The following is an 18,725-nucleotide window of genomic DNA, read 5'->3' as shown; positions in this document are numbered from 1 at the left end:
AAACTAGACAAACTTTAATTCAGTAATTTAGATAAAATAATGTCAATACATTATGAGATTTAATAGGGTTGAACAATGGTTACAGCATCAATCATACAGCAGAAAGATTGGTATCCATCCAGATTCACTCCGAAATTGGATAAAAAGAGTCACCGAAGAGAGGGACATTCCAGAGTTAAAATTCAATCCTTCTCAGGTACAAGCATCGGAAATAGATACGATGCCATAGACGCACCTATTTTAAGTCTTATTGCTCCTGCTTTAGTATCAGACTCTATAAAGTTTCTTTTTAAGAGTTCTGATATCAACCTTGAAGCTGTTCTTTCTTTCATTCCTATAATCTCAGGAATTTTTCCTCTTGCACACTCACCACTAAGTAGTAAATATTTAAATATCTTTTCACTGTGCTTGGGTAAAGGTTCAATATCAAGCAAACCGTCATTTACCCTTTGTACATATAGCTCTATTTTTGATGTAAGAGCATTTAATTTTAGGTGCTTATTCATATACGCTACTTGATCTAACGAGATATCTAACATAAAGTTTACATATTGTGCCAACGCATTGGAAGATAAAGCACCTCTTCCATCTCTCTCACCTTGTCGTGGCATATCAGCATAGGAAAGGTTATCTTTATATTCAGTAGAATTTCTTGCAAGTCCACGAGAAATATTCCATAAACCATATCCACTCATTTTAATACTAGCAAACGCTCCATCTAATGCCAACCTAGCCGTTCTTCCATTTCCATCTAAAAAAGGGTGTATCCACATCAACCTATGGTGAGATGCTAATATATGAATAAGTTTCACTGCATCATTGGAGACTAAAGATTTATTATAAAGGTGTTCAAACTCATTCATCATGCTATCAAGTTTATCTGCACTTGGTGCTATATAATTTCCTACTTTAACATCTCTTTTTCTAATAGCACCAGGGGCTATCCTATCTTGCATACCATCATGAGTAACATCTAAAAAAGGCTCCATACCCTCTTTAGAATAAAAACTCTTATGGGTACCTAGTATAAATTCTTTGTCATATGCTGATGCAGATGGATTTGTTTTAAAATATTCTTCACACTCTTTTTGAACTGCTATATGAGTAAGTGATAGTATCTGTAAGTTTCTTTTTTTAGTATCTTGGGAATATTCCTGTTGCATTGCTCTTTCTATATCAATAATATGAGTACCTTCAGACTCTATCTTATTTGAGTAGTAGCTATTAACTGTATATAAAAGATTTTTAACGGCTTGGAGTATCTGAGGAGTATGGGAACCTTCAAGTTTAGCAGCTTCTAATAATAACTTATCTGCTTTTTGCAAAAGAGACGAATCTATATTACCTTTTATATCAGTTGGTGCTGTTGGTGTAAAGTTCATATGATCCTCCTTGTTTTATTTAACTATCATTATATCATAAATAAATGGCGAGTTGATTGGCGTTAATATACTAGTAACAATACACGTAATATAGGGAGTCATAGATATTAATAATTTAATTACTAGACATAAGATGGCGGTTATATTTGCGATATCTTTTACTTTCTTCTATCATGCTATTTAAGCTACTTATATAGAATAAAACAACATCACTTAAGTTTAAATCTTGTACGTTATTTGTACGTTCATTACTATGCAATAGCTATGTATTAAGTATTTATTATGCAGACCAAGGAGCATAAATTGAACAAATATTATCTCTTGAAAGTCCATATTTCATGGACTAAACCTCTATATTAGGTGCTTTGTGCAGAATTTAATAAAACTACAAGGATTGAATTCGAATCTCTGAGGGTCCACCACCTTTTTTACACAATCCCCTTACTCACTATACTTACGGAAATTTTCATTACATCATAAATTCACATACAAACAATACCCTTTCAAACAGAAAAACATTTGATGATGCAGATATGCATAAGCTATTCAAGATATTTAATTTGTTAGATAACAAAAGAAGTTTATGCTCAGGGATATACCCTATAAGCAACTTCAAGAAGTAATCAACAATCTTCCCTATTAATTTGTCTTCCTCTAAAAAATTGAGAACAGAAGAATAGCTTAGAAACTAAAGTTATTTAGTTGTTCTCTTTACTTCAAATATATCTTTTCTTCTGTCTTTTAAGTTTTTAACACTACCAAATTCATGTAGTTCAGTTAAGAGGTCTATGTCAACATCAGCTATTAAAACCATTTCTGTATTTGGTGTTGCTTCTGCTTTTATTCCATTTGTCGGGAAAGCAAAATCACAAGGTGTAAATACCATAGACTGTGCAAACTGCATATCCATGTTGTGAACATTTGGAAGATTGCCTACACTTCCTGCAATGGCAACATAACATTCGTTCTCAATCGCTCTTGCTTGAGAGCAATGTCTTACTCTTGAATATCCGTTTTGAGTGTCTGTTAAAAATGGAACAAATAAAATATCCATTCCATCTTCTGCAAGCAGTCTACTGAGTTCTGGGAATTCAGAATCATAACAGATAAGAATTCCTATTTTTCCGCAGTCCGTATCAAATGTTTTTATTCCATGTCCACCTTGCATTCCCCATACTTTTGCCTCATCAGGCGTTACATGTATTTTCTCATAACGGTCTATTGTGCCGTCTCTTCTGCACAAATATCCGACATTATATAAATGCCCATCTTTTATCTCAGGCATACTACCTGAGATGATATTAATGTTGTAAGATATAGCAAACTCTGAAAATTTTTGAATGATAGCATGCGTATGTTTTGCTAACTCTCTAATTGCATCAGGTTCTGATAGATGATTGTTTTCAGCCATCAATGGTGCATTGAAAAACTCTGGGAAAAGAGCAAAGTCTGAACGGTAACCTGAAACTGTATCTATGAAATATTCAGCTTGCTGAATTAACTCTGCCAAGTTTTTATAAGGTCTCATCTGCCATTGGATTAAACCTAGACGAACTATTTTTTTCTTTGCCGAAGTTATTTTACTTGGTTTTTCATAATAAATATTATCCCATTCAAGTAAAACTGCAAACTCTCCAGATGCTTCATCACCTTCTAAATATCCTTTTAAAATTTTTGATGGGTGAAAATCATTAGATATTTGAAAATTGAGAACAGGATCATGAATCTCCTTTCTTTTTACTTTTTCAATATACTCTTTTGGTGAAAGCTCATTTTCATATTTATGATAATTTGGAATTCTTCCACCAAAAGCTATCCCTTTTAGATTAAGTTTTTCACATAACTCTTTTCTGTAATCATATAAACGTCTTCCTAAGCGAAGACCTCTAAATTTAGGTTTTACAAATACATCAATTCCATAAAGTATATCTCCTTTATCTGTATGTGTATCAAAAGAGTAGTTGCCAGTAATTTCTTTATATGTGTGATGATTTGCGAATTCATCATACTTTACTATGATTGATAATGCACATCCAGCTATTTCTCCATCTATCTTTATGATAACCTGGCCCTCTTGAAATTTATCAATTAAAGATTGATATTGAGACTCTTTCCAGTAAGCATCAGGCATAGTCTCATAAGATAAAAGCATGGCCTCTTTTAATTCAGCATAGTCATCCATACTTAGATATTTTAGCTCAATATTTTCTTTTATTTGTGTTTCCATTTTTTCCAACAATTCTTAAAATTTTTATTCAAAATTATAACCGAATTAGATAGTATATTGACTATAAATAAAATAACGAGGAACAGATATGCTTCACTCAGATGAAAAATACAAAATAGAAGAAAAAGAAGTTGACGGTATATTAAAATTTCATGTAGAATTTGATGAAAAGATTAGAGCCTTTGATACTCTTCTAGAGGCGAAAATGGCTATAAAAACATTTAAAATGGGAAAAGAATATCAAAAACATACTGGCATGGAACTGTTTATTGAAAAAGATTAAGAAAAGTGATTTAAATCTCAACTTCTGTGGAATGAAAATCCATCGAAGTTGAGTTTTAGTTTCTTTTAGCAAGATGGAACGTTACCGCTATCGTTAGCATACTCATGAAAGAAATCATAGTAGTGCTCAAGATATTTACTGTCTAAAGCTTTACTTGGAGCTTTTGGACAGATTTTTTTAAGTTCATCCGCAAGCTTGCCTTCTTCTTTAAAAGTTTCCCATTCACCTTGAGAGTGTAGAGTAGCCATTTTGGCACCATTCATGTTGCAAGAACCTTTTAGTTTTTTGAGATAAAGTTTTTGCCCCTTGGCAACATCGGCAGATGCAACTGTTGTGCTCACTGCCAGTACCATCACACTAGCCAAAACTAATTTTAATAACTTATTCATAATTTACCCTTTACCTATTTTTGTGCTTCAATATATTTTGCTAAAGCTTCAATCTGTGAATCATTTAAAGAATTAACTTGACCTTTCATTAAACCTTTCATCGCTCCGCCATAAGTTCCCGCTTTGTATCCGTTTAAAGCTTCAACTGTTTTTGTAGCTTCCCAACCTTTAATCACTGCTGATTTACCTAAAGCTTTTTTTTCACCTGTTGTACCATGACATGCTGCACATTTGTTATATAGGCTTGCACCGTCTGCTGCTGCTACTGTCAATGAACCTACTACCGCTAAACCTAATAACACTTTATTAATTGTTTTCATCTTATTCTCCTTAGTTGTTATAGAAGCAGTATATAAAACAATTGTGGAATGATTGTGAAATTTACCAAGAGATAGAAACTTCTGTCCAGTTGTCTAATTTTGATGTTATGTTTATAGTTAAGTCATACTCATTACAAATCATTTTTACGATATTTAAGCCAATACCAAAACCACCGACAATCTTATCAAATCTAGCATATCTATCGAACATCGAATCTATATGCTCTTCTTTTATACCTTTGCCTGTGTCTTTGATGGTAAGTTTATTTGCATCTAGATCTATATTTATTGAACCGTTTATCTTGTTGTACTTTATGGCATTTGATAAGATATTATCCACTAGTTTTGAGAGCTTTTTGTTGTCAATATTCAATACTGCATCTGCATCCAGGTTTGTTACAACTTTGATTTTTTTTATATTTGCTAAAGTTGAAAAGTACTCAACTCTCTGCTCTATAAGTTGTTTCAGATTTATATCTTGATTATCTGATACGATTTTATTGTTTAACACTAAGTAGGTCAAATCATCGTATATATTAGATATAGTCTTTGCCCCTATATCTATTCGATTGATACTTTTTAAAAGGTATTTATCTTGGATGCTCTCTTTATCTATAAGCTCAATATTTGTCATAATCGTACTTACTGGAGTATTTAACTCATGTGTAGTATCTTTTATAAATATATCTAGTAGATGCAGAGCATCCTTCATAGGCTTTAAAAACAGGTTTAGTAAAAAATATCCAACTACTAACATAAAGATGAAAAATATAGAACTGTATATGACGATGGTTTTAATAGTCTCATTCAGCCACTCTTTATCATCCATCATCTCTACTATAATATATTGAGTATTTAAATAGTATTTTTCTGGTTGGGCTACGTATCTTATGATTTTATTATTTGTATATGTCACTTCTGTGAGTAGGTTTTTAGGGTTAGTCAGGGTTGAATATATAAGTTTATAATCCTTCCCATAAAGAGAAGTTTTAAACTTGGCATCTGTTGGGTATAACAGAGTGTCTGTTTTATCATTATGAAGCTCTTCTAGTGCTATTAAAAACTCATTTGCATACTCATCTAAGACTATTGTTCTTTGACTGCTAGCCAACTCTTTTTGCAGAGTATAGTATAGGGATATGGTTAAACCTAAAATGACAATGGTAAAAAAAACATATAAAGATAAGAACCTATATAGTGTCTTTTTTTCACTTTGTGGTAAATCTATATCCAAGTTTTTTAATACTGACAATTTTTTCTTTCCCTAAGTGTTTTCGTAGATTTTTTATATATGTTCGTAAAGCACTTTCACTTATCTCTTCTCCATATTCCCAAAGAGTCGAATATATAACCTCATGAGTTACAAGAGTATCTTTATTTTGTAAAAAAAGTTTTAACAGTTTTGCGTCTTTGTTGTTTAGTTGCACCTCATCATTGTTGACAGTTAGCAAGTTGCTATTTGTATCATAGTAAATGTTTGCATCTATCTGTATTTTACTGCTCTCGTTATGAAAAAAATCCCTTTTTAAAATGCTCTCTACTCTTAACTTTAACTCTTTGAGCGCAAATGGTTTTCGTATGTAGTCATCACATCCACTATCATATCCATTTTCCAAATCACTCATAGAGTTCAGTGAAGTTATGAAAATAGCAGGTGTAGTAGAACCTTGTTCTCTTGCAGTTTTTAGTATCTCAAAACCATTTATGTCAGGAACATTAACATCTAGCAGTAAAAGGTCAAAGTTATTCTCATAAATAGCATCTAGAGCACTATTACCATCATATACAGGGGTAACACTAAACCCAAGACTCTCAAAGTAATCAACAACAGTCTCATTCAAAGCAAGGTCATCTTCAAGCAGTAAGAGTTTCTTTTTCATGAACTATTATATCCTATATCAACTCTACACAACTATACAAACTAGGTCGAGATGAAAGTTCAATTTCTCTAACGATGTGTGGGATAGGATCATCTAAATTTTCAACATCATCTATGTATAGAAGCTCGGTAAACTCATTATCTACATAGAGATAGATTCTATTTTCCATTAAATGTGCATAGCAATTTGAACATATCTCTACTTGTTTCATAAACCATACCTTGCATGTTTTGTTCCAAGGAAATCTGCCATTGGAGTATCCATCGCTTTGATGTGCTGGTCTAACCACGTGAGTATCTCTTCTTCAAAGTAAGCTTTTAAAGCATCTATTTCTTTTCTGTTTCGCCACTCCATCTCAGCATATCGTGTTTCATTGAGCACTTTGTCATGGTCTGCTTTGTGCATACGAAAAGAAGGATAGTGAGCATCTTGCATCATCTTCTCTTCAGTGGCAAAATGTTCTTGCATATGCTCAAGAAGTTCTTCAAAAGTTTTAGAAATAACTACAAAATCTGCTTTAGCTTGGAGTTGAGTCAACAAAGTGTTGATTATCTCTACCTCTTCAAGATGAGTTTCATTCATACTATCAATAGGCACGAGAGGTATGGTGTTAAGTTCAATCATATAAAACTCCATTTTTATCTTCTGCTACAAGCATTATACTAAAGATATAAATGATGAACTCATTGAAAACTATCAATAATCTTTTTTCAAACAATACTTAGATAATTATTATAACCGAATCCCATAAACAGTATGAGACTAATCCATGCCACAATAGCATATAAAGCCTACTTGAAATTCTTGTGCTATAATCCGATAAAAAGAGAAGGATGATTATATGGAAATAGCTAGAAACAGACTTGTGCATATTGAGTATACTCTACATGATGCCGATGGGATACATCTAAATCCAAACGAAGGAGAACTGATTTACCTTCATGGAGGATACGGTCATATATTTTCAGAACTTGAAAATGCTCTTGATGGAAAAGTAGTTGATGACACTTTTAAAGTAACACTTTCTCCACAAGAAGCTTTTGGAGAGTTCGAAGAAGAACTTCTCTTTACAGAGGAACTCAGCGAACTTCCAGAAGATATTTATGTTGGGATGGAGCTTGATGGAGACAGTGATGAGCTTTCAGAAAAAAATATAATATATACAATTATGAATATCAACGACGAGTATGCTACGCTCAATGGAAACCATCCTCTTGCTGGAAAAACACTCACTTTCGAAGGGCTTATAACAGAGATTCAAGAACTTAACGAAGATGAAGTTCAGGCTATTCTTGAACACGATACACATCATCATGACTAAGTCCAAGGAAAAAAATGCAAATAGTTACAAAAAAATTATTAAAGTTAGGTGTAGATGAGGGTAAAGAGATAAATGAATCTCAACTTGTTTTACTAGACTTAAAAGAGGATGAAAAGTCTGAGTGGAGAGCCTTGTCACTTAACAAGCAACTCTCAGATGCCAGAGCAGAACTCTTTATTTTACTAAATGGCGTTGAAGACAAAGAGATTCAAGACAAAATTATTTTTAACTACAAAGCTTTGCAAAAGTTCCGAAAAGAAGAGAATGATAAAGAGTTAGAAGTAGAGGTGAAAATTCAGATGCCAACTTCTGAGAGTGGCAATGTAACCATATATTGTGACGGTGGATGTACTCCTAACCCAGGCAAAGCAGGTTCTGGAGTGGCTGTATATAGAAATGACACACTATCCGAACTTTGGTATGGATTATATGAAGAGATGGGCACAAACAACACTGCGGAACTTGGAGCACTTTATGAATCTCTGTTACTCGCTCAAAAAGAAGCTGTAAACGGGAATACCGTTGAGATAAAATGCGACTCAATGTACTCCATAAACTGCATAAAAACATGGGCTATATCGTGGGAGAAAAAAGGATGGACAAAAAAAGGCGGAGAGATTAAAAACTTAGAAATAATAAAACTCTCATACCATTTATACAACTCCATCAAAAATGATGTAACACTCTCTCATATAAAAGCGCATTCAGGTTTTGAGGGAAATGAGTTAGCCGATAGAATGACAATGTATACAATTCTAGAAAAAAGTGAATCTTTTGTGAAATATGACAAAGAGATAGTTGTTGCTGATATTTTAAATATGAGGGCTGGATAAAATAATTCATAACACTGAAAAGTTATTTTCGGTTATACTGCTTATTCATTATCTTAACAAAAGGAGAACTGGTGAATAAGCTATTTTATGTTTTTAAATCAATTGAAAAAGATGAAGTTCAACCTTTATTACTCTTATTTCTCCACTCCTTTTTAAATGGATTATCTTTAACTTTTTTTGAAACAACTGCCAATACTCTTTTTTTAATGAAATACGATACTTCTCAATTACCATATGTTTACATTATAACTGCTATTGTCTCGGTTATAGCCGGATTTTACTATAGTAAGCTGGAAAATAAATTGAGTATTCAAAAGCTACTTAAAATAACTCTTCTATTTGTTTTATCCATCTTTATCATTTTTTTAGTTCTCATAAAGTTTAGCGATTCCAAGTTAGCTTTTATGGGCATAATGGTCTTTAAAGACATGATGTGGATGTTTGTTGGACTAGAGTTTGGGATTTTAAGCAGTTTTTTGTTCAATATTCGTCAAGGAAAGCGGCTTTTTGGACTTTTAATGTCAGGAGAAATTTTTGCCGGTATTATAGGTGGTTTTTCTATTGGCATACTCTTAGATTATATAGAAACTATAAATTTACTGTTTATATCAAGTATTACTCTGATGGCATCCTTTCTTTTACTGCTAAAGATTTTAAATAAATTTTCAAGTAAATTCAATATAGAAAAACCACTATATGAGGAATCAAAAGAAAATGATATTTCCTATTCCACTCTGCTTAAAAACAGGTATTTCATCCTTTTTTTTACTATTTCTGTTTTAGCATTTTTTATATTTTATTTTATCGACTATGTTTTTTATTTCAAAGTGGAGGAAAAGTTCACTAATGAAAAAGAGCTGGCAAGCTTTTTTGGGATGTTTTTTGCTCTCTTAAATATTGTCAACTTATTTTCAAGTTTATTCATTTCCGGGGCGATGCTGAGTCGTTTTGGTGTTGCTTTTGGATTATTGGCGATTCCGATATTGGCACTTGTTGGGACATCATCGCTTGTCATCACTGCCATGCTTTCTTTGGGAGTTGGTTTTGTAGTTCTATTGGTTTTAAAACTTTTAAATGAAGTACTGGATATCACGATTTTAAATCCAAGTTTCAAACTTTTAAATCAAGCAATAGCGAGTCATCAGCGAACGAAAGTTTTGGCTTTTAGAGAAACAATTATCGAACCGATTAGTATGGGAGTAGCCGGAGTATTTTTACTTGTTTTGGCAAAATTTGGAGATCTCAGTATTGTCTATTATCTCATTATTTTTATGGCTGTCATTTGGTTGATTTTGGGTAAACGTCTAAAAGAAGAGTATGTGAAATCATTAGAAAAATTACTTATGAAAAGAGAAGTTTTTTCCGATGATTTACTCTTAAGTGAGCTTGATGAAAATTTCATTTTAAATGGACTAGAGAGTGAAAATGATGTAGAAATTCTTTACTGCTTAAATGCTCTGGTAACAATGAATTATGAACAAATCAATGAAATACTCAGTAAATTATCTACACATAAAAGTGATGTAATCAGGCTTAGAGTAATAGAGTATATTGGACAAAAAGAACTTAAAGATTTTGTCACTGTATTGGAAGATAGAATTGAAATAGAGAATAATCCTGCGATTATCAATAAATTATTGAGAACATACTGTCAGTTGGCAACATATAAATCTATAGAGAGGGTTTCAAAATTTATTGACAATAATAATGTAATAATAAAAGAAGGCGCAATAGTTGGTATGCTCGAACATACTGGTGTAGATGGAATCTTAATCGCAGGGTCTGCTTTAAATAATCTTTTTGAATCTGATAAAAAAGAAGATAGGATAATCGCTTTAAATATTTTAAAACAAATGAAAGTTCCTAGTTTTTATAAAGCGATAGAAGAGTCTTTGCAAAGTACTGAGCTAGATATTAAAACTATCTCAATAACAGTTGTAGGTAATTTAAAAATTGAAAAATTTCTGCCAAATCTCTTTAAAACTCTGGGTACAGACGAGTACAGGAATGAAAGCATAAAAGCATTGATTAAATTTGGAGATTCAATTTTGAAGTTGCTAATCGAGTACTTTAATGCATCAGAAAACTTAAATACCAAGTTTGGTCTTATTAAAGTAATTTCTTCTTATAAAACTGAACAATCTAATGAATTTTTATTAGAAAAAATCAATGAACCTTTGCTACATGACATTATCTTGGAAAAACTTTTTGAAACGAATTTTATATCAAGTAATCAGAAACTAATCAAGTTTTTGCTTACAAACAATGTAAGAGAGATACTGGAAAACTTAATTATTTTAGACGTATTTGATAAGATAAATTATCCAAACAGTTACCAAGTATTAGAAGAACTTAGCACAAAAAAAATCTCAAATCTATTTTTAATAATGGCCTATGCCTATCCTAAGGAGATACTTTTACAATGTAAATACAACTACAATAGCCAATCAAAAGATAGAAAAGCTTATGCTGTAGAGATGCTTGACAATATTGTATCTACAGAGATAAAAAAAATAGTTCTACCTATGCTCGATGACCTATCGTTGAGTAAAAAAATCCTCAGTTACCCTAGCGAGTTTGTAGAAAAAATGATTGAAGATACAGACTTTTTCAAAAACACACTCGAAGATGATATGAGTTATCCAATTTTAAAAATTTCCATTTTATATGAGATGGGTAAAAACAGGTGTAGTGATTATTTTCATTTAATACAAAATCTTTCTCAAGATAAAAATATCACAATCCAAGAGACGGCCTTATGGACATTAAGCCAATTAAAGCAGAGGTAAAACATGCTATTAACCATTGAAAAAGTAATTATTTTAAAATCTATTAATCTATTCTCAGAAATATCTGAAAATGATTTGTTGGCAGTTGCTATGCAACTTCAAGAACTTGAATATGATGAAAACAGTGTGGTCTTTAATCAAGGCGACTTGGGAACATCTCTGTATATAATAGTTAGAGGCGAAGTTGAAGTAATTATCAATGAACAAGTGATTTCAATTTTAGGAGAAAAAAATATTTTTGGAGAGCTTGCAGCTTTGGATCCTGAGCCCAGAAGTGCTACGATTAAAACGACAAAAAATAGTCTGCTATTTAGATTGGAAAGTATTGTTATGTACAACCTCATTGCAGAGTATGGTGATGTAGCCAGAGGTATTATAAAAATTTTATGTCAAAGAATCAGGCAAAGTAATAGTTAATTTGTAGAAATTGGTCGTACTTCTATTGAAATTCTTCAACTATAAAACACCGTTTAATATATCTTCATCTTCAATTCTAGTATAAGAATTTCTTCTTGTTTCTTTTAAAATCTGTGTCAATCTGTTCATAACTTCTTTAGCCGAATTTAAAACATTAAAAGTATCAATTGCTATACAAGTTGTTCTAGAATTAAAGTGATTATCTAGATACATTAAAAGATTTTGAGAAGCTTTAAAAGCATCTTCTTGTGTAGTAAATGTGAAATTTATAAAACAGTGATTTTCATCAATTATTACAAATTTATCTGATATCCTAACAAAAACTGCAAGTTCCTCTGGAGTTAGTGCTTTTTCATGATAAATAAGAGCAAAAGTTGATTTAGAGTTATATCTTTCATGTGTATAGTATGTTCTTTTAATCTCTACATTAATTCTGTTAAAAATACTCTCTATCATCTTTTACCTTTGCTAAGTAATAATTCTTGATGTATTCTACATTAATTTTATAAAATTCTCACTAGATAAAAGTGATTTAAATTTCTAAAAAAAGATTTTTGATTTGAAGATTAACATCTGCTACACACCGATTATAAATTACAAATTTATTACGATGCTGACAGAGTTGTTTTTTCTTTTTTTCGATAAACTATAAGATGATTAAGTTGATGAGATGCTGAAATACGCAAATATAAGGTAAATATGTTGAGAAGAATTATTTTTCTATCATTTATGAGTTTGTTTATTCTCACAACAAGCGGATGGTCAATATTAGCTATATATTATCGCGTTGAAGAAAGTGATATACTTCGCTTTGGCTTAATTGGTATTTTTATATCTATCGCTTTATTTGCATTAATTTCATTAAAATCAAGACCATTACGTCCTATCTTATTACATTTCATCACTTTTTTGATTACATTATTTTGGTTCTTCTTAATTAATCCTTCAAATGAAAGAGAGTGGCAGACAGATGTATCAGTATTGGCACATGCAACTATAAAAGGCAATTTAATCACTGTCCATAATATTCGAAATTTTGATTATCACAGTGAAAATGATTATGAAGCTAGGTATTACGATAAAACATTCGATATACAAGCACTGGAAGGTGTTGATCTAATTGCCTCTTATTGGATGGGTCCTAAGATTGCACATATTTTTCTAAGTTTTGTTTTTAAAGATGGAAAGAACCTCGCTATCTCTATAGAAACACGAAAAGAAAAAAATGAAGAATATTCAACGATTAAAGGTTTTTTTCGTCAATACGAGCTTTACTATGTAGTAGCAGACGAAAGAGACGTAATACGTTTGCGTACAAATTATCGTAAAAATCCACCTGAAGATGTCTATCTTTACCATCTAAAAGCTCCATTAGAAAATGGTCGTTTACTATTTGTAGAATATATACATCAAATGAACTCTCTTTATCGAGAAGCAAAATTTTATAATACCCTGACAAGTAACTGCACCATAGATATATGGTTCAATTCTCTTGTCATTCCGGACCATTTACCATTTAACTGGAAAATTCTACTTAGTGGATATCTACCACAATATATATATGATAATAAAACTTTAGAGACATACGGACTTTCGTTTGAAGAGTTACAGAAAAAATCATATATAAATGAACGGGCACATAAAGCAGGTCACAGTATTGACTTTTCTAGACTTATTCGTGAAGCAAATCTTACTTTGAAACATTAAAATATAGTTTAGATACCCAATAATCACTTCCACGCTTTGACACTATGATCCCAACTAATGAATACGACCAATAAGCGGCTAAAATAACTCTTAAAAAAGGCGGTACATGAGTTTGATCGTAAACTTCAAAATATACAGCGGTTATAGATAATAAAATCAACGTAATAAATGCAAATGAAAAAAGTTTCTTTCTTTTTTCTTCAACATCTATCCGATCTAAAGTAGAGGCAGGCGTATAATAATTTTCAGTCACTTTTGTATTGTTTGGTACATCACATGCACGAACAGCTTCTTTAGGTGCAATCTCTATCTTACTGATTAGCCCACTATTAAAACTATTTAATACAGTCAATACCGTTTCCAAATTTTTATCTTCTACTGAGAGTTTTATTTCATTCATACATTCCCTTTTCCATATTCTTATTATCTATGTTTGAATCCTAAAATAGATACATTATCAAGATTTTCCAAAAATTCAATATTGTGTTGATTTGCCCAAACAACAATCTCCACATCTAACATAAGCAACTCATCTTCATTACACAAATCATTCCTAATCTCTATTAGATCAAAATCATCTTTTAATGATATATAAAAATCACTGTGTTGCAAATAAGGCTCAAGATCAAGCAGTGCTTCTACAACCTTGTCAAATTCAGAGTAATTTTTCTTAATCTGTTCTACTCTATGAAGTGAACTAGAGTTTTGCGTATAACTGCATAATCTTAACAACTCTTTAGATCTGTCCATTTATCTTCCTAACATTACAATAGTCTACAACTATTCTATAACTACTTGTATTAAAAGTGTCTTATTGAAAGTAATATAAAATGAAGAGTGATGTTAGTATATTTCTTGCTATAGCTGCACTCTTTGGCGTGGACTTAAGGCAGTTGTGATAAATATTCAACTACCTCTTCACTTGAGCCTCTAAACTCTACTTGTTTTGAACGTTTTTGAATCTGGTAGTCATACATTGGGTCGTAATATTCTCTTAAAAGATACTCTATCCACTCTTTATAGGCTTCTTGTGAGCCTCTTTGCATCTGCTCATCGAAGGCATTCTCAAATATATCACAGACCTTTTGGTACCGCTGAGAACCAAGCCTTTTCTTTATTCTACTCATAGCACCTAATATTTCATCCCTCCACTCTACAAGATTGTTGCCATACATTTTTTGTGCTTCAAAAACATACTCATTAAATGTTATTCCTATTCTCTCTACTATATGTGTTTCAAGTATAATAAGAGGAGCAACTAAGAGGTAATCTGCGAAAATTTTCGGGATAAATACGCTTCCAATACGATTTCCTTCATCTTCAAAAACTAGGTACTTCAAACCCTTATCAAGTTTTTGAATGAGATCATAAGCCAGAGCATTTTCAAAATTTATCTGCGAAGGTTGCGGAGTAATCTTTCTGCCAAAAGAAGAACCTCTGTGATTTGCCAGTCCCTCAAAGTCAATTGAATTATCTAAATTATTAAGTAAAATAGTTTTACCAGAACCGGTACGACCACCAAGTATAATTGGTTTAAAATGAGTGCACGACTTTTCTATTTCATTTATAAGGTAATTTCTAAAGGCTTTATAACCACCCCTAAAGCGGGTAATATCATATCCTGATTGGCTAAGCCACTCCTGTGATATCTTAGAGCGTTGACCACCTCTAAAGCAAAATAGCTTAGCATCTGAATTTATTTTTATAAATTCTGACCATGCTTTAACACGCTCTTCTTTTACTGCACCGCTAACTAATCTATGTCCAAGTTTTACAGCTTCATTATTGCCATATTTTTTGTAACAAATTCCTATCTCATGTCTCTCTTTATCATTTATAAGTGGTAAATTTATAGCATAAGGAAATGAGCCTTTTTCAAACTCTATAGGAGCGCGAACATCGATAAGCCGTGTAGAATTTAAAACAATAGATTTAAAATCATTGCTAAACATGACTATATTCTGTAAGTTTTATTTGTTGTATGTTTTGCATGTGTGATTTTATCTAAAAAGTGCTCTACTTCTTTCTCCATCTTTGTTGATAAGCAGTCGATTAGCATATGTATTGATGATTATCAATACGCTTTTTTTTCAAAGAGGTTATTATTTCATCAAAAATCATCAGGATATAAGATGTCAGATATTAAAGATTTTATGACTCAAGAGCACAGAGACTGCGATGAGATTTTTGTACAAATGGAAGATGCTGTTGCTTCTAAGAGCGATGAGACTTTATTAAAATTTGAATCATTTCAAGATGCTTTGACAAATCACTTTAAGATGGAAGAAATGGTACTTTTTCCGATGTTTGAGCAAAAAACGGGTATGAGTAAGGGTCCGACACAAGTTATGGTGATGGAGCATGAGCAGATGAGAGAGCTTCTATCTAAGATGCAAGATGCTGCTGAGTCAAAGGAGAATGACAAATTTTTCAGTCTATCTGAGACACTAATGATACTTATGCAACAACACAACATGAAAGAAGAGCAGATGCTATATACAATGATTCAGCAACACCTTGGTGATGATGCAGACCATATCATCTCACGTATGAGAAGTCTGGTTCACTAAGGAACTTTGTTTCAATAAATAATATATTTATGATTTAATCTTAGGTAATTATTATAAATTTTACATTACAATTCACAAATAAAACATTTTAGGAGTGAATTTTTTATGTCTACTATTAGCACTAGCTTAAGCAATATCTATAGTATTATGGACCAACCAGGTTATTCTATGAAAAATATCGATTCTCAAAAGTCTTTATCAAATGGTTCTGAGATGCAAAAAGAAATTCAAGACACTCAGCGAGCAGCCGAAAAAGGTACTACAGAAGGTTTTAAAGAAACGCTACACCAAATAAATTTGTTAGTTTAGTCACTGTGTAATCTGTATTACTTCTTCTTCAGCCTTTGTTTATAAGCAAGCGGGCTAATATACTTCCCACTGGAGTCATTGACTCCTGAGTCTTGCTCTTTGATTATTCTATTTGTTTTAGGTTTATATTGAGTGGCTTTTACTTTGTCTACAGATAGCTTAATCCATTTCTATAACATCACCATCGTCTGAGTAATCAATATCCATTTCAGGCATTGATTTTAAAGCATCGGGATTTACTTCAAAACTTTTCAGATCATACTCACTACCTTGATAAAAAGTTTGCTCTTTTGCATACTTTTTTTCTCTTTCCATCTGTTTTTTTATCTCTATATCTGTCTTTGTCTCTTTTTTCACATTTGAAGCTAGCAAAAATGTGTTCAGGATAAGTATCAGTATTAAAATTCTATTTTTCATATAACATTCCTATTGAATAATTCAAGTTAATAATTATAATATAATTATATTATCTATCAGTTGATTATTCTCAAAAAGTTATTTCAACTTTTATCTATCATCAGCAGGATCTTTGTAGTCTATAGTAGGAAGTAGATATGCTGTAATTAAAAGAGTTGCACTTAAAGCAAGTGTTATTATCAAACCATAACCATCAAAATAATCTGTGATTCTTATCTTTCCCAGATTTGTTCCTAGTAGCTCTTTTATCCAAGGATATCCCAGCGTAAAGAAGAGTCCACCGAACATTCCTCCTACCACTCCAACAAGTGCATCTACTCGTCCCTCAGATACTGAGACAAAGAATGCCGATGGGCACTTTCCAAGTATAACTAAACCTATACCAAAAAGAATAGCTCCGACAATAAGTCCACCTAATATTGTTGGTTTTACATCAAATGTTGCATAGCCTGATTGCACTAAAAAGTAAAAACCAATACTAGAAAGAGCAACTGTTGTCATTGCCATTCTTGGCACCAATGTATCTTCAAAGATCATGAAACCAGCCATTTTTTCAAATTTATTAAGACGAGAGTACAGGATAATAGCACCAAAAACAAAGCCTATAAAAAGGACAAGCCAAATAGAGCCATGTCCTCCCTTAGCTACTATGTCAAACATATTTGCGATTCTATCTAGCATCTTCTACTCTCCTTTTCTTTTGTAAAAAAATCTACCTGTAATCATTCCTGTGCCTAATGCTACAACGGCAAATATCATCCCGCTCACGGCAAGCTGGCTTCCACCTGAGAGTATATGTCCGGCATTACATCCACCGGCTAAACGAGCGCCAAATACTAGAAGAAATCCAGCAATAAAACTCCATATCATACGAGACTTTATAGATTTGTTTTTTCTCTCTTTCCATAGTGTTGGGATGAAGCTGATGTGAAATGTTTTTGTAACAAACACTGACATAAAAAGCCCTCCAAAAAAAGCACCGACTAGCATTACACCTTCCCATGCACCTGATTGCTCAACAATCGCTGCATATTCATAGTTCTCCGGATCAAGACCAAAAATCATGTTAGCTATGTAAGACATACCGGTAGATGCACCAATGGGACGATCGGCACCCCAGACAGAAAATGTGAAGTAAAAAAGCAGGCTCATAGAGATTCCACCGAGCCACCAAGGTATTGAACGAGGCATATTTATCCTTTAATTTCAAAACGTCAAGTAGAGGTTAACGTTTTGAAATTATATGCTAGAATACTTAATTAAAGATAAATAAGAATTTATAATTAAAATAGAAGGCAAGTATTAGATGCAGATAATAAAGATGATTAGCTTAGTAATGTATGTTCTATCAGGATTTTTAGACCAATCCCAATTAAAACTATCCCGCCTAATTTCTCAGCCTTATCTTCTAAATATCCGCCACCTCTTGAGCCGACAAAAACTCCGAAGTAGCTAAATATAAAAGTAACTATACCAATAATTATCATGGATATATATGGATCAAGCAGCAATAAATTCAATGTGAAACCTGCTGCCATGGCATCTATACTTGTAGCTATAGCCAAAATTAACAGTACTTTATTTGTAATGATTGAAATTTCATCTTCTACATTTTCACCAAAACTTTCATAAAGCATTTTTCCGCCTATAATACTCAGTAAAACAAATGCAACCCAGTGATCAATAGATTCTATAATGCTTCCAAGACCAAGGCTTGCGAGATAACCAAAGAGTGGCATCAGACCTTGAAACAGACCAAAGAACAGAGCAACTTTAAGCGCTAAAGTTTTATCAAAAACTTTATTTTTAACACCAAGACCAATTGACACAGCAAAGGCATCCATACTAAGAGCGAAAGAGAGTAGAAAAACTTCAAACATT

General features: G+C 32.2%; 24 protein-coding genes. 8 read left to right on the top strand and 16 right to left on the bottom strand.

Features of this window, described 5'->3' with window-relative positions:
* Nucleotides 1-182 precede the first annotated feature (182 nt).
* Together SMGD1_RS07420 and SMGD1_RS07415 are read right to left on the bottom strand one after the other, a co-directional pair.
* A complete protein-coding gene (locus SMGD1_RS07420) occupies nt 183-1,382 on the bottom strand; it encodes a Fic family protein (RefSeq protein WP_008336153.1) in 1,200 nt (399 codons plus the stop codon).
* Between the two features lie 694 nt (nt 1,383-2,076).
* Entirely contained in the window at nt 2,077-3,609 is a 1,533-nt protein-coding gene (locus tag SMGD1_RS07415; protein WP_008341051.1) for a carbon-nitrogen hydrolase family protein, read from the bottom strand.
* Nucleotides 3,610-3,697: 88 nt separating this feature from the next.
* Here SMGD1_RS07415 and SMGD1_RS07410 point away from each other — a divergent pair, with 88 nt between their 5' ends.
* Nucleotides 3,698-3,892 carry a hypothetical protein gene (locus SMGD1_RS07410; protein ID WP_008335258.1) on the top strand — a complete coding sequence of 65 codons (195 nt, stop codon included), beginning with the start codon at nt 3,698-3,700 and terminating at the stop codon, nt 3,890-3,892.
* 65 nt (nt 3,893-3,957) lie between these two features.
* Here the strand turns inward: SMGD1_RS07410 and SMGD1_RS07405 are convergent, their stop codons facing one another.
* From SMGD1_RS07405 to SMGD1_RS07380, 6 genes are all read right to left on the bottom strand, one after another.
* Nucleotides 3,958-4,281, bottom strand: a complete 324-nt coding sequence (locus SMGD1_RS07405) for a hypothetical protein (RefSeq protein ID WP_008336787.1) — start codon at nt 4,279-4,281, stop codon at nt 3,958-3,960.
* A gap of 14 nt (nt 4,282-4,295) precedes the next feature.
* Nucleotides 4,296-4,601, bottom strand: a complete 306-nt coding sequence (locus SMGD1_RS07400) for a c-type cytochrome (protein ID WP_008334970.1) — start codon at nt 4,599-4,601, stop codon at nt 4,296-4,298.
* Between the two features lie 61 nt (nt 4,602-4,662).
* Nucleotides 4,663-5,853, bottom strand: a complete 1,191-nt coding sequence (locus SMGD1_RS07395) for a sensor histidine kinase (RefSeq protein WP_008335849.1) — start codon at nt 5,851-5,853, stop codon at nt 4,663-4,665.
* Nucleotides 5,810-6,481, bottom strand: a complete 672-nt coding sequence (locus SMGD1_RS07390; RefSeq protein ID WP_008335324.1) for a response regulator transcription factor — start codon at nt 6,479-6,481, stop codon at nt 5,810-5,812. The genes SMGD1_RS07395 and SMGD1_RS07390 overlap by 44 nt, the downstream gene beginning before the upstream one ends.
* A gap of 13 nt (nt 6,482-6,494) precedes the next feature.
* Nucleotides 6,495-6,692, bottom strand: a complete 198-nt coding sequence (locus tag SMGD1_RS07385; RefSeq protein ID WP_008341047.1) for a hypothetical protein — start codon at nt 6,690-6,692, stop codon at nt 6,495-6,497.
* Nucleotides 6,689-7,105: a bacteriohemerythrin gene (locus tag SMGD1_RS07380; RefSeq protein WP_241761456.1), complete on the bottom strand. Its 417-nt coding sequence runs from the start codon at nt 7,103-7,105 to the stop codon at nt 6,689-6,691. The genes SMGD1_RS07385 and SMGD1_RS07380 overlap by 4 nt, the downstream gene beginning before the upstream one ends.
* Before the next feature lie 217 nt (nt 7,106-7,322).
* Between SMGD1_RS07380 and SMGD1_RS07375 the strand changes: the two genes are divergently transcribed.
* From SMGD1_RS07375 to SMGD1_RS07360, 4 genes are all read left to right on the top strand, one after another.
* Nucleotides 7,323-7,802, top strand: a complete 480-nt coding sequence (locus SMGD1_RS07375) for an FKBP-type peptidyl-prolyl cis-trans isomerase (RefSeq protein ID WP_008336107.1) — start codon at nt 7,323-7,325, stop codon at nt 7,800-7,802.
* Between the two features lie 14 nt (nt 7,803-7,816).
* Nucleotides 7,817-8,635: a ribonuclease HI gene (locus SMGD1_RS07370; RefSeq protein WP_008336041.1), complete on the top strand. Its 819-nt coding sequence runs from the start codon at nt 7,817-7,819 to the stop codon at nt 8,633-8,635.
* A 71-nt stretch (nt 8,636-8,706) separates the two neighbouring features.
* The gene (locus SMGD1_RS07365; protein WP_008336507.1) at nt 8,707-11,424 is read left to right on the top strand and encodes an MFS transporter; all 2,718 of its coding nucleotides are present in this window, start codon (nt 8,707-8,709) and stop codon (nt 11,422-11,424) included.
* A gap of 3 nt (nt 11,425-11,427) precedes the next feature.
* A complete protein-coding gene (locus SMGD1_RS07360; protein ID WP_008336657.1) occupies nt 11,428-11,841 on the top strand; it encodes a cyclic nucleotide-binding domain-containing protein in 414 nt (137 codons plus the stop codon).
* A gap of 39 nt (nt 11,842-11,880) precedes the next feature.
* On the opposite strand, the gene SMGD1_RS07355 is transcribed toward SMGD1_RS07360, so the two are convergent.
* A complete protein-coding gene (locus SMGD1_RS07355; protein ID WP_008336071.1) occupies nt 11,881-12,297 on the bottom strand; it encodes a hypothetical protein in 417 nt (138 codons plus the stop codon).
* 243 nt (nt 12,298-12,540) lie between these two features.
* Here SMGD1_RS07355 and SMGD1_RS07350 point away from each other — a divergent pair, with 243 nt between their 5' ends.
* Nucleotides 12,541-13,548, top strand: coding sequence for an Lnb N-terminal periplasmic domain-containing protein (locus SMGD1_RS07350; RefSeq protein WP_008336606.1), 1,008 nt, complete (start codon nt 12,541-12,543; stop codon nt 13,546-13,548).
* Here SMGD1_RS07350 and SMGD1_RS07345 read toward each other — a convergent pair.
* The 3 genes from SMGD1_RS07345 to mnmH form a co-directional block, all read right to left on the bottom strand.
* The gene (locus SMGD1_RS07345) at nt 13,532-13,948 is read right to left on the bottom strand and encodes a hypothetical protein (RefSeq protein ID WP_008341041.1); all 417 of its coding nucleotides are present in this window, start codon (nt 13,946-13,948) and stop codon (nt 13,532-13,534) included. The two genes, SMGD1_RS07350 and SMGD1_RS07345, sit on opposite strands and share 17 nt — an antisense overlap.
* A gap of 23 nt (nt 13,949-13,971) precedes the next feature.
* Nucleotides 13,972-14,298, bottom strand: a complete 327-nt coding sequence (locus tag SMGD1_RS07340; protein ID WP_008336511.1) for a hypothetical protein — start codon at nt 14,296-14,298, stop codon at nt 13,972-13,974.
* Between the two features lie 134 nt (nt 14,299-14,432).
* Entirely contained in the window at nt 14,433-15,500 is a 1,068-nt protein-coding gene (mnmH, locus tag SMGD1_RS07335; RefSeq protein ID WP_008335712.1) for a tRNA 2-selenouridine(34) synthase MnmH, read from the bottom strand.
* Nucleotides 15,501-15,680: 180 nt separating this feature from the next.
* Between mnmH and SMGD1_RS07330 the strand changes: the two genes are divergently transcribed.
* Both SMGD1_RS07330 and SMGD1_RS07325 read left to right on the top strand, forming a co-directional pair.
* Nucleotides 15,681-16,118: a hemerythrin domain-containing protein gene (locus SMGD1_RS07330; RefSeq protein WP_008335732.1), complete on the top strand. Its 438-nt coding sequence runs from the start codon at nt 15,681-15,683 to the stop codon at nt 16,116-16,118.
* A 168-nt stretch (nt 16,119-16,286) separates the two neighbouring features.
* Nucleotides 16,287-16,427, top strand: coding sequence for a hypothetical protein (locus SMGD1_RS07325; protein ID WP_241761455.1), 141 nt, complete (start codon nt 16,287-16,289; stop codon nt 16,425-16,427).
* Between the two features lie 159 nt (nt 16,428-16,586).
* Here the strand turns inward: SMGD1_RS07325 and SMGD1_RS07320 are convergent, their stop codons facing one another.
* From SMGD1_RS07320 to SMGD1_RS07305, 4 genes are all read right to left on the bottom strand, one after another.
* Nucleotides 16,587-16,844: a hypothetical protein gene (locus tag SMGD1_RS07320; RefSeq protein WP_008336080.1), complete on the bottom strand. Its 258-nt coding sequence runs from the start codon at nt 16,842-16,844 to the stop codon at nt 16,587-16,589.
* Nucleotides 16,845-16,934: 90 nt separating this feature from the next.
* Nucleotides 16,935-17,525, bottom strand: a complete 591-nt coding sequence (locus SMGD1_RS07315; RefSeq protein ID WP_008336999.1) for a YeeE/YedE thiosulfate transporter family protein — start codon at nt 17,523-17,525, stop codon at nt 16,935-16,937.
* Nucleotides 17,526-17,528: 3 nt separating this feature from the next.
* On the bottom strand, nt 17,529-18,035 hold the full coding sequence (locus SMGD1_RS07310) for a YeeE/YedE thiosulfate transporter family protein (RefSeq protein WP_008335128.1): 507 nt from the start codon (nt 18,033-18,035) through the stop codon (nt 17,529-17,531).
* A gap of 134 nt (nt 18,036-18,169) precedes the next feature.
* Nucleotides 18,170-18,724: a manganese efflux pump MntP gene (locus SMGD1_RS07305; protein WP_008335463.1), complete on the bottom strand. Its 555-nt coding sequence runs from the start codon at nt 18,722-18,724 to the stop codon at nt 18,170-18,172.
* Nucleotide 18,725: the final 1 nt, after the last annotated feature.

Origin of the sequence: Sulfurimonas gotlandica GD1 (genome assembly GCF_000242915.1) — a bacterium.
GTDB classification, from domain to species: domain Bacteria; phylum Campylobacterota; class Campylobacteria; order Campylobacterales; family Sulfurimonadaceae; genus Sulfurimonas; species Sulfurimonas gotlandica.
The sequence above is the reverse complement of the archived record's forward strand: the minus strand, read 5'-3'. Positions and strand labels throughout refer to the sequence as shown.

Bases quoted from the DNA above. Each gene is read 5' to 3' on its own strand.
- SMGD1_RS07410 (WP_008335258.1), top strand. From the start codon at position 3,698: ATGCTTCACTCAGATGAAAAATACAAAATAGAAGAAAAAGAAGTTGAC.
- SMGD1_RS07375 (WP_008336107.1), top strand. From the start codon at position 7,323: ATGGAAATAGCTAGAAACAGACTTGTGCATATTGAGTATACTCTACAT.
- SMGD1_RS07305 (WP_008335463.1), bottom strand. From the start codon at position 18,724: ATGTTTGAAGTTTTTCTACTCTCTTTCGCTCTTAGTATGGATGCCTTT.
- SMGD1_RS07340 (WP_008336511.1), bottom strand. From the start codon at position 14,298: ATGGACAGATCTAAAGAGTTGTTAAGATTATGCAGTTATACGCAAAAC.
- SMGD1_RS07370 (WP_008336041.1), top strand. From the start codon at position 7,817: ATGCAAATAGTTACAAAAAAATTATTAAAGTTAGGTGTAGATGAGGGT.
- SMGD1_RS07380 (WP_241761456.1), bottom strand. From the start codon at position 7,105: ATGATTGAACTTAACACCATACCTCTCGTGCCTATTGATAGTATGAAT.
- SMGD1_RS07350 (WP_008336606.1), top strand. From the start codon at position 12,541: ATGTTGAGAAGAATTATTTTTCTATCATTTATGAGTTTGTTTATTCTC.
- SMGD1_RS07420 (WP_008336153.1), bottom strand. From the start codon at position 1,382: ATGAACTTTACACCAACAGCACCAACTGATATAAAAGGTAATATAGAT.
- SMGD1_RS07400 (WP_008334970.1), bottom strand. From the start codon at position 4,601: ATGAAAACAATTAATAAAGTGTTATTAGGTTTAGCGGTAGTAGGTTCA.
- SMGD1_RS07325 (WP_241761455.1), top strand. From the start codon at position 16,287: ATGAAAAATATCGATTCTCAAAAGTCTTTATCAAATGGTTCTGAGATG.
- SMGD1_RS07355 (WP_008336071.1), bottom strand. From the start codon at position 12,297: ATGATAGAGAGTATTTTTAACAGAATTAATGTAGAGATTAAAAGAACA.
- SMGD1_RS07345 (WP_008341041.1), bottom strand. From the start codon at position 13,948: ATGAATGAAATAAAACTCTCAGTAGAAGATAAAAATTTGGAAACGGTA.
- SMGD1_RS07330 (WP_008335732.1), top strand. From the start codon at position 15,681: ATGTCAGATATTAAAGATTTTATGACTCAAGAGCACAGAGACTGCGAT.
- SMGD1_RS07405 (WP_008336787.1), bottom strand. From the start codon at position 4,281: ATGAATAAGTTATTAAAATTAGTTTTGGCTAGTGTGATGGTACTGGCA.
- SMGD1_RS07315 (WP_008336999.1), bottom strand. From the start codon at position 17,525: ATGCTAGATAGAATCGCAAATATGTTTGACATAGTAGCTAAGGGAGGA.
- SMGD1_RS07415 (WP_008341051.1), bottom strand. From the start codon at position 3,609: ATGGAAACACAAATAAAAGAAAATATTGAGCTAAAATATCTAAGTATG.
- SMGD1_RS07320 (WP_008336080.1), bottom strand. From the start codon at position 16,844: ATGAAAAATAGAATTTTAATACTGATACTTATCCTGAACACATTTTTG.
- SMGD1_RS07390 (WP_008335324.1), bottom strand. From the start codon at position 6,481: ATGAAAAAGAAACTCTTACTGCTTGAAGATGACCTTGCTTTGAATGAG.
- mnmH (WP_008335712.1), bottom strand. From the start codon at position 15,500: ATGTTTAGCAATGATTTTAAATCTATTGTTTTAAATTCTACACGGCTT.
- SMGD1_RS07360 (WP_008336657.1), top strand. From the start codon at position 11,428: ATGCTATTAACCATTGAAAAAGTAATTATTTTAAAATCTATTAATCTA.
- SMGD1_RS07385 (WP_008341047.1), bottom strand. From the start codon at position 6,692: ATGAAACAAGTAGAGATATGTTCAAATTGCTATGCACATTTAATGGAA.
- SMGD1_RS07310 (WP_008335128.1), bottom strand. From the start codon at position 18,035: ATGCCTCGTTCAATACCTTGGTGGCTCGGTGGAATCTCTATGAGCCTG.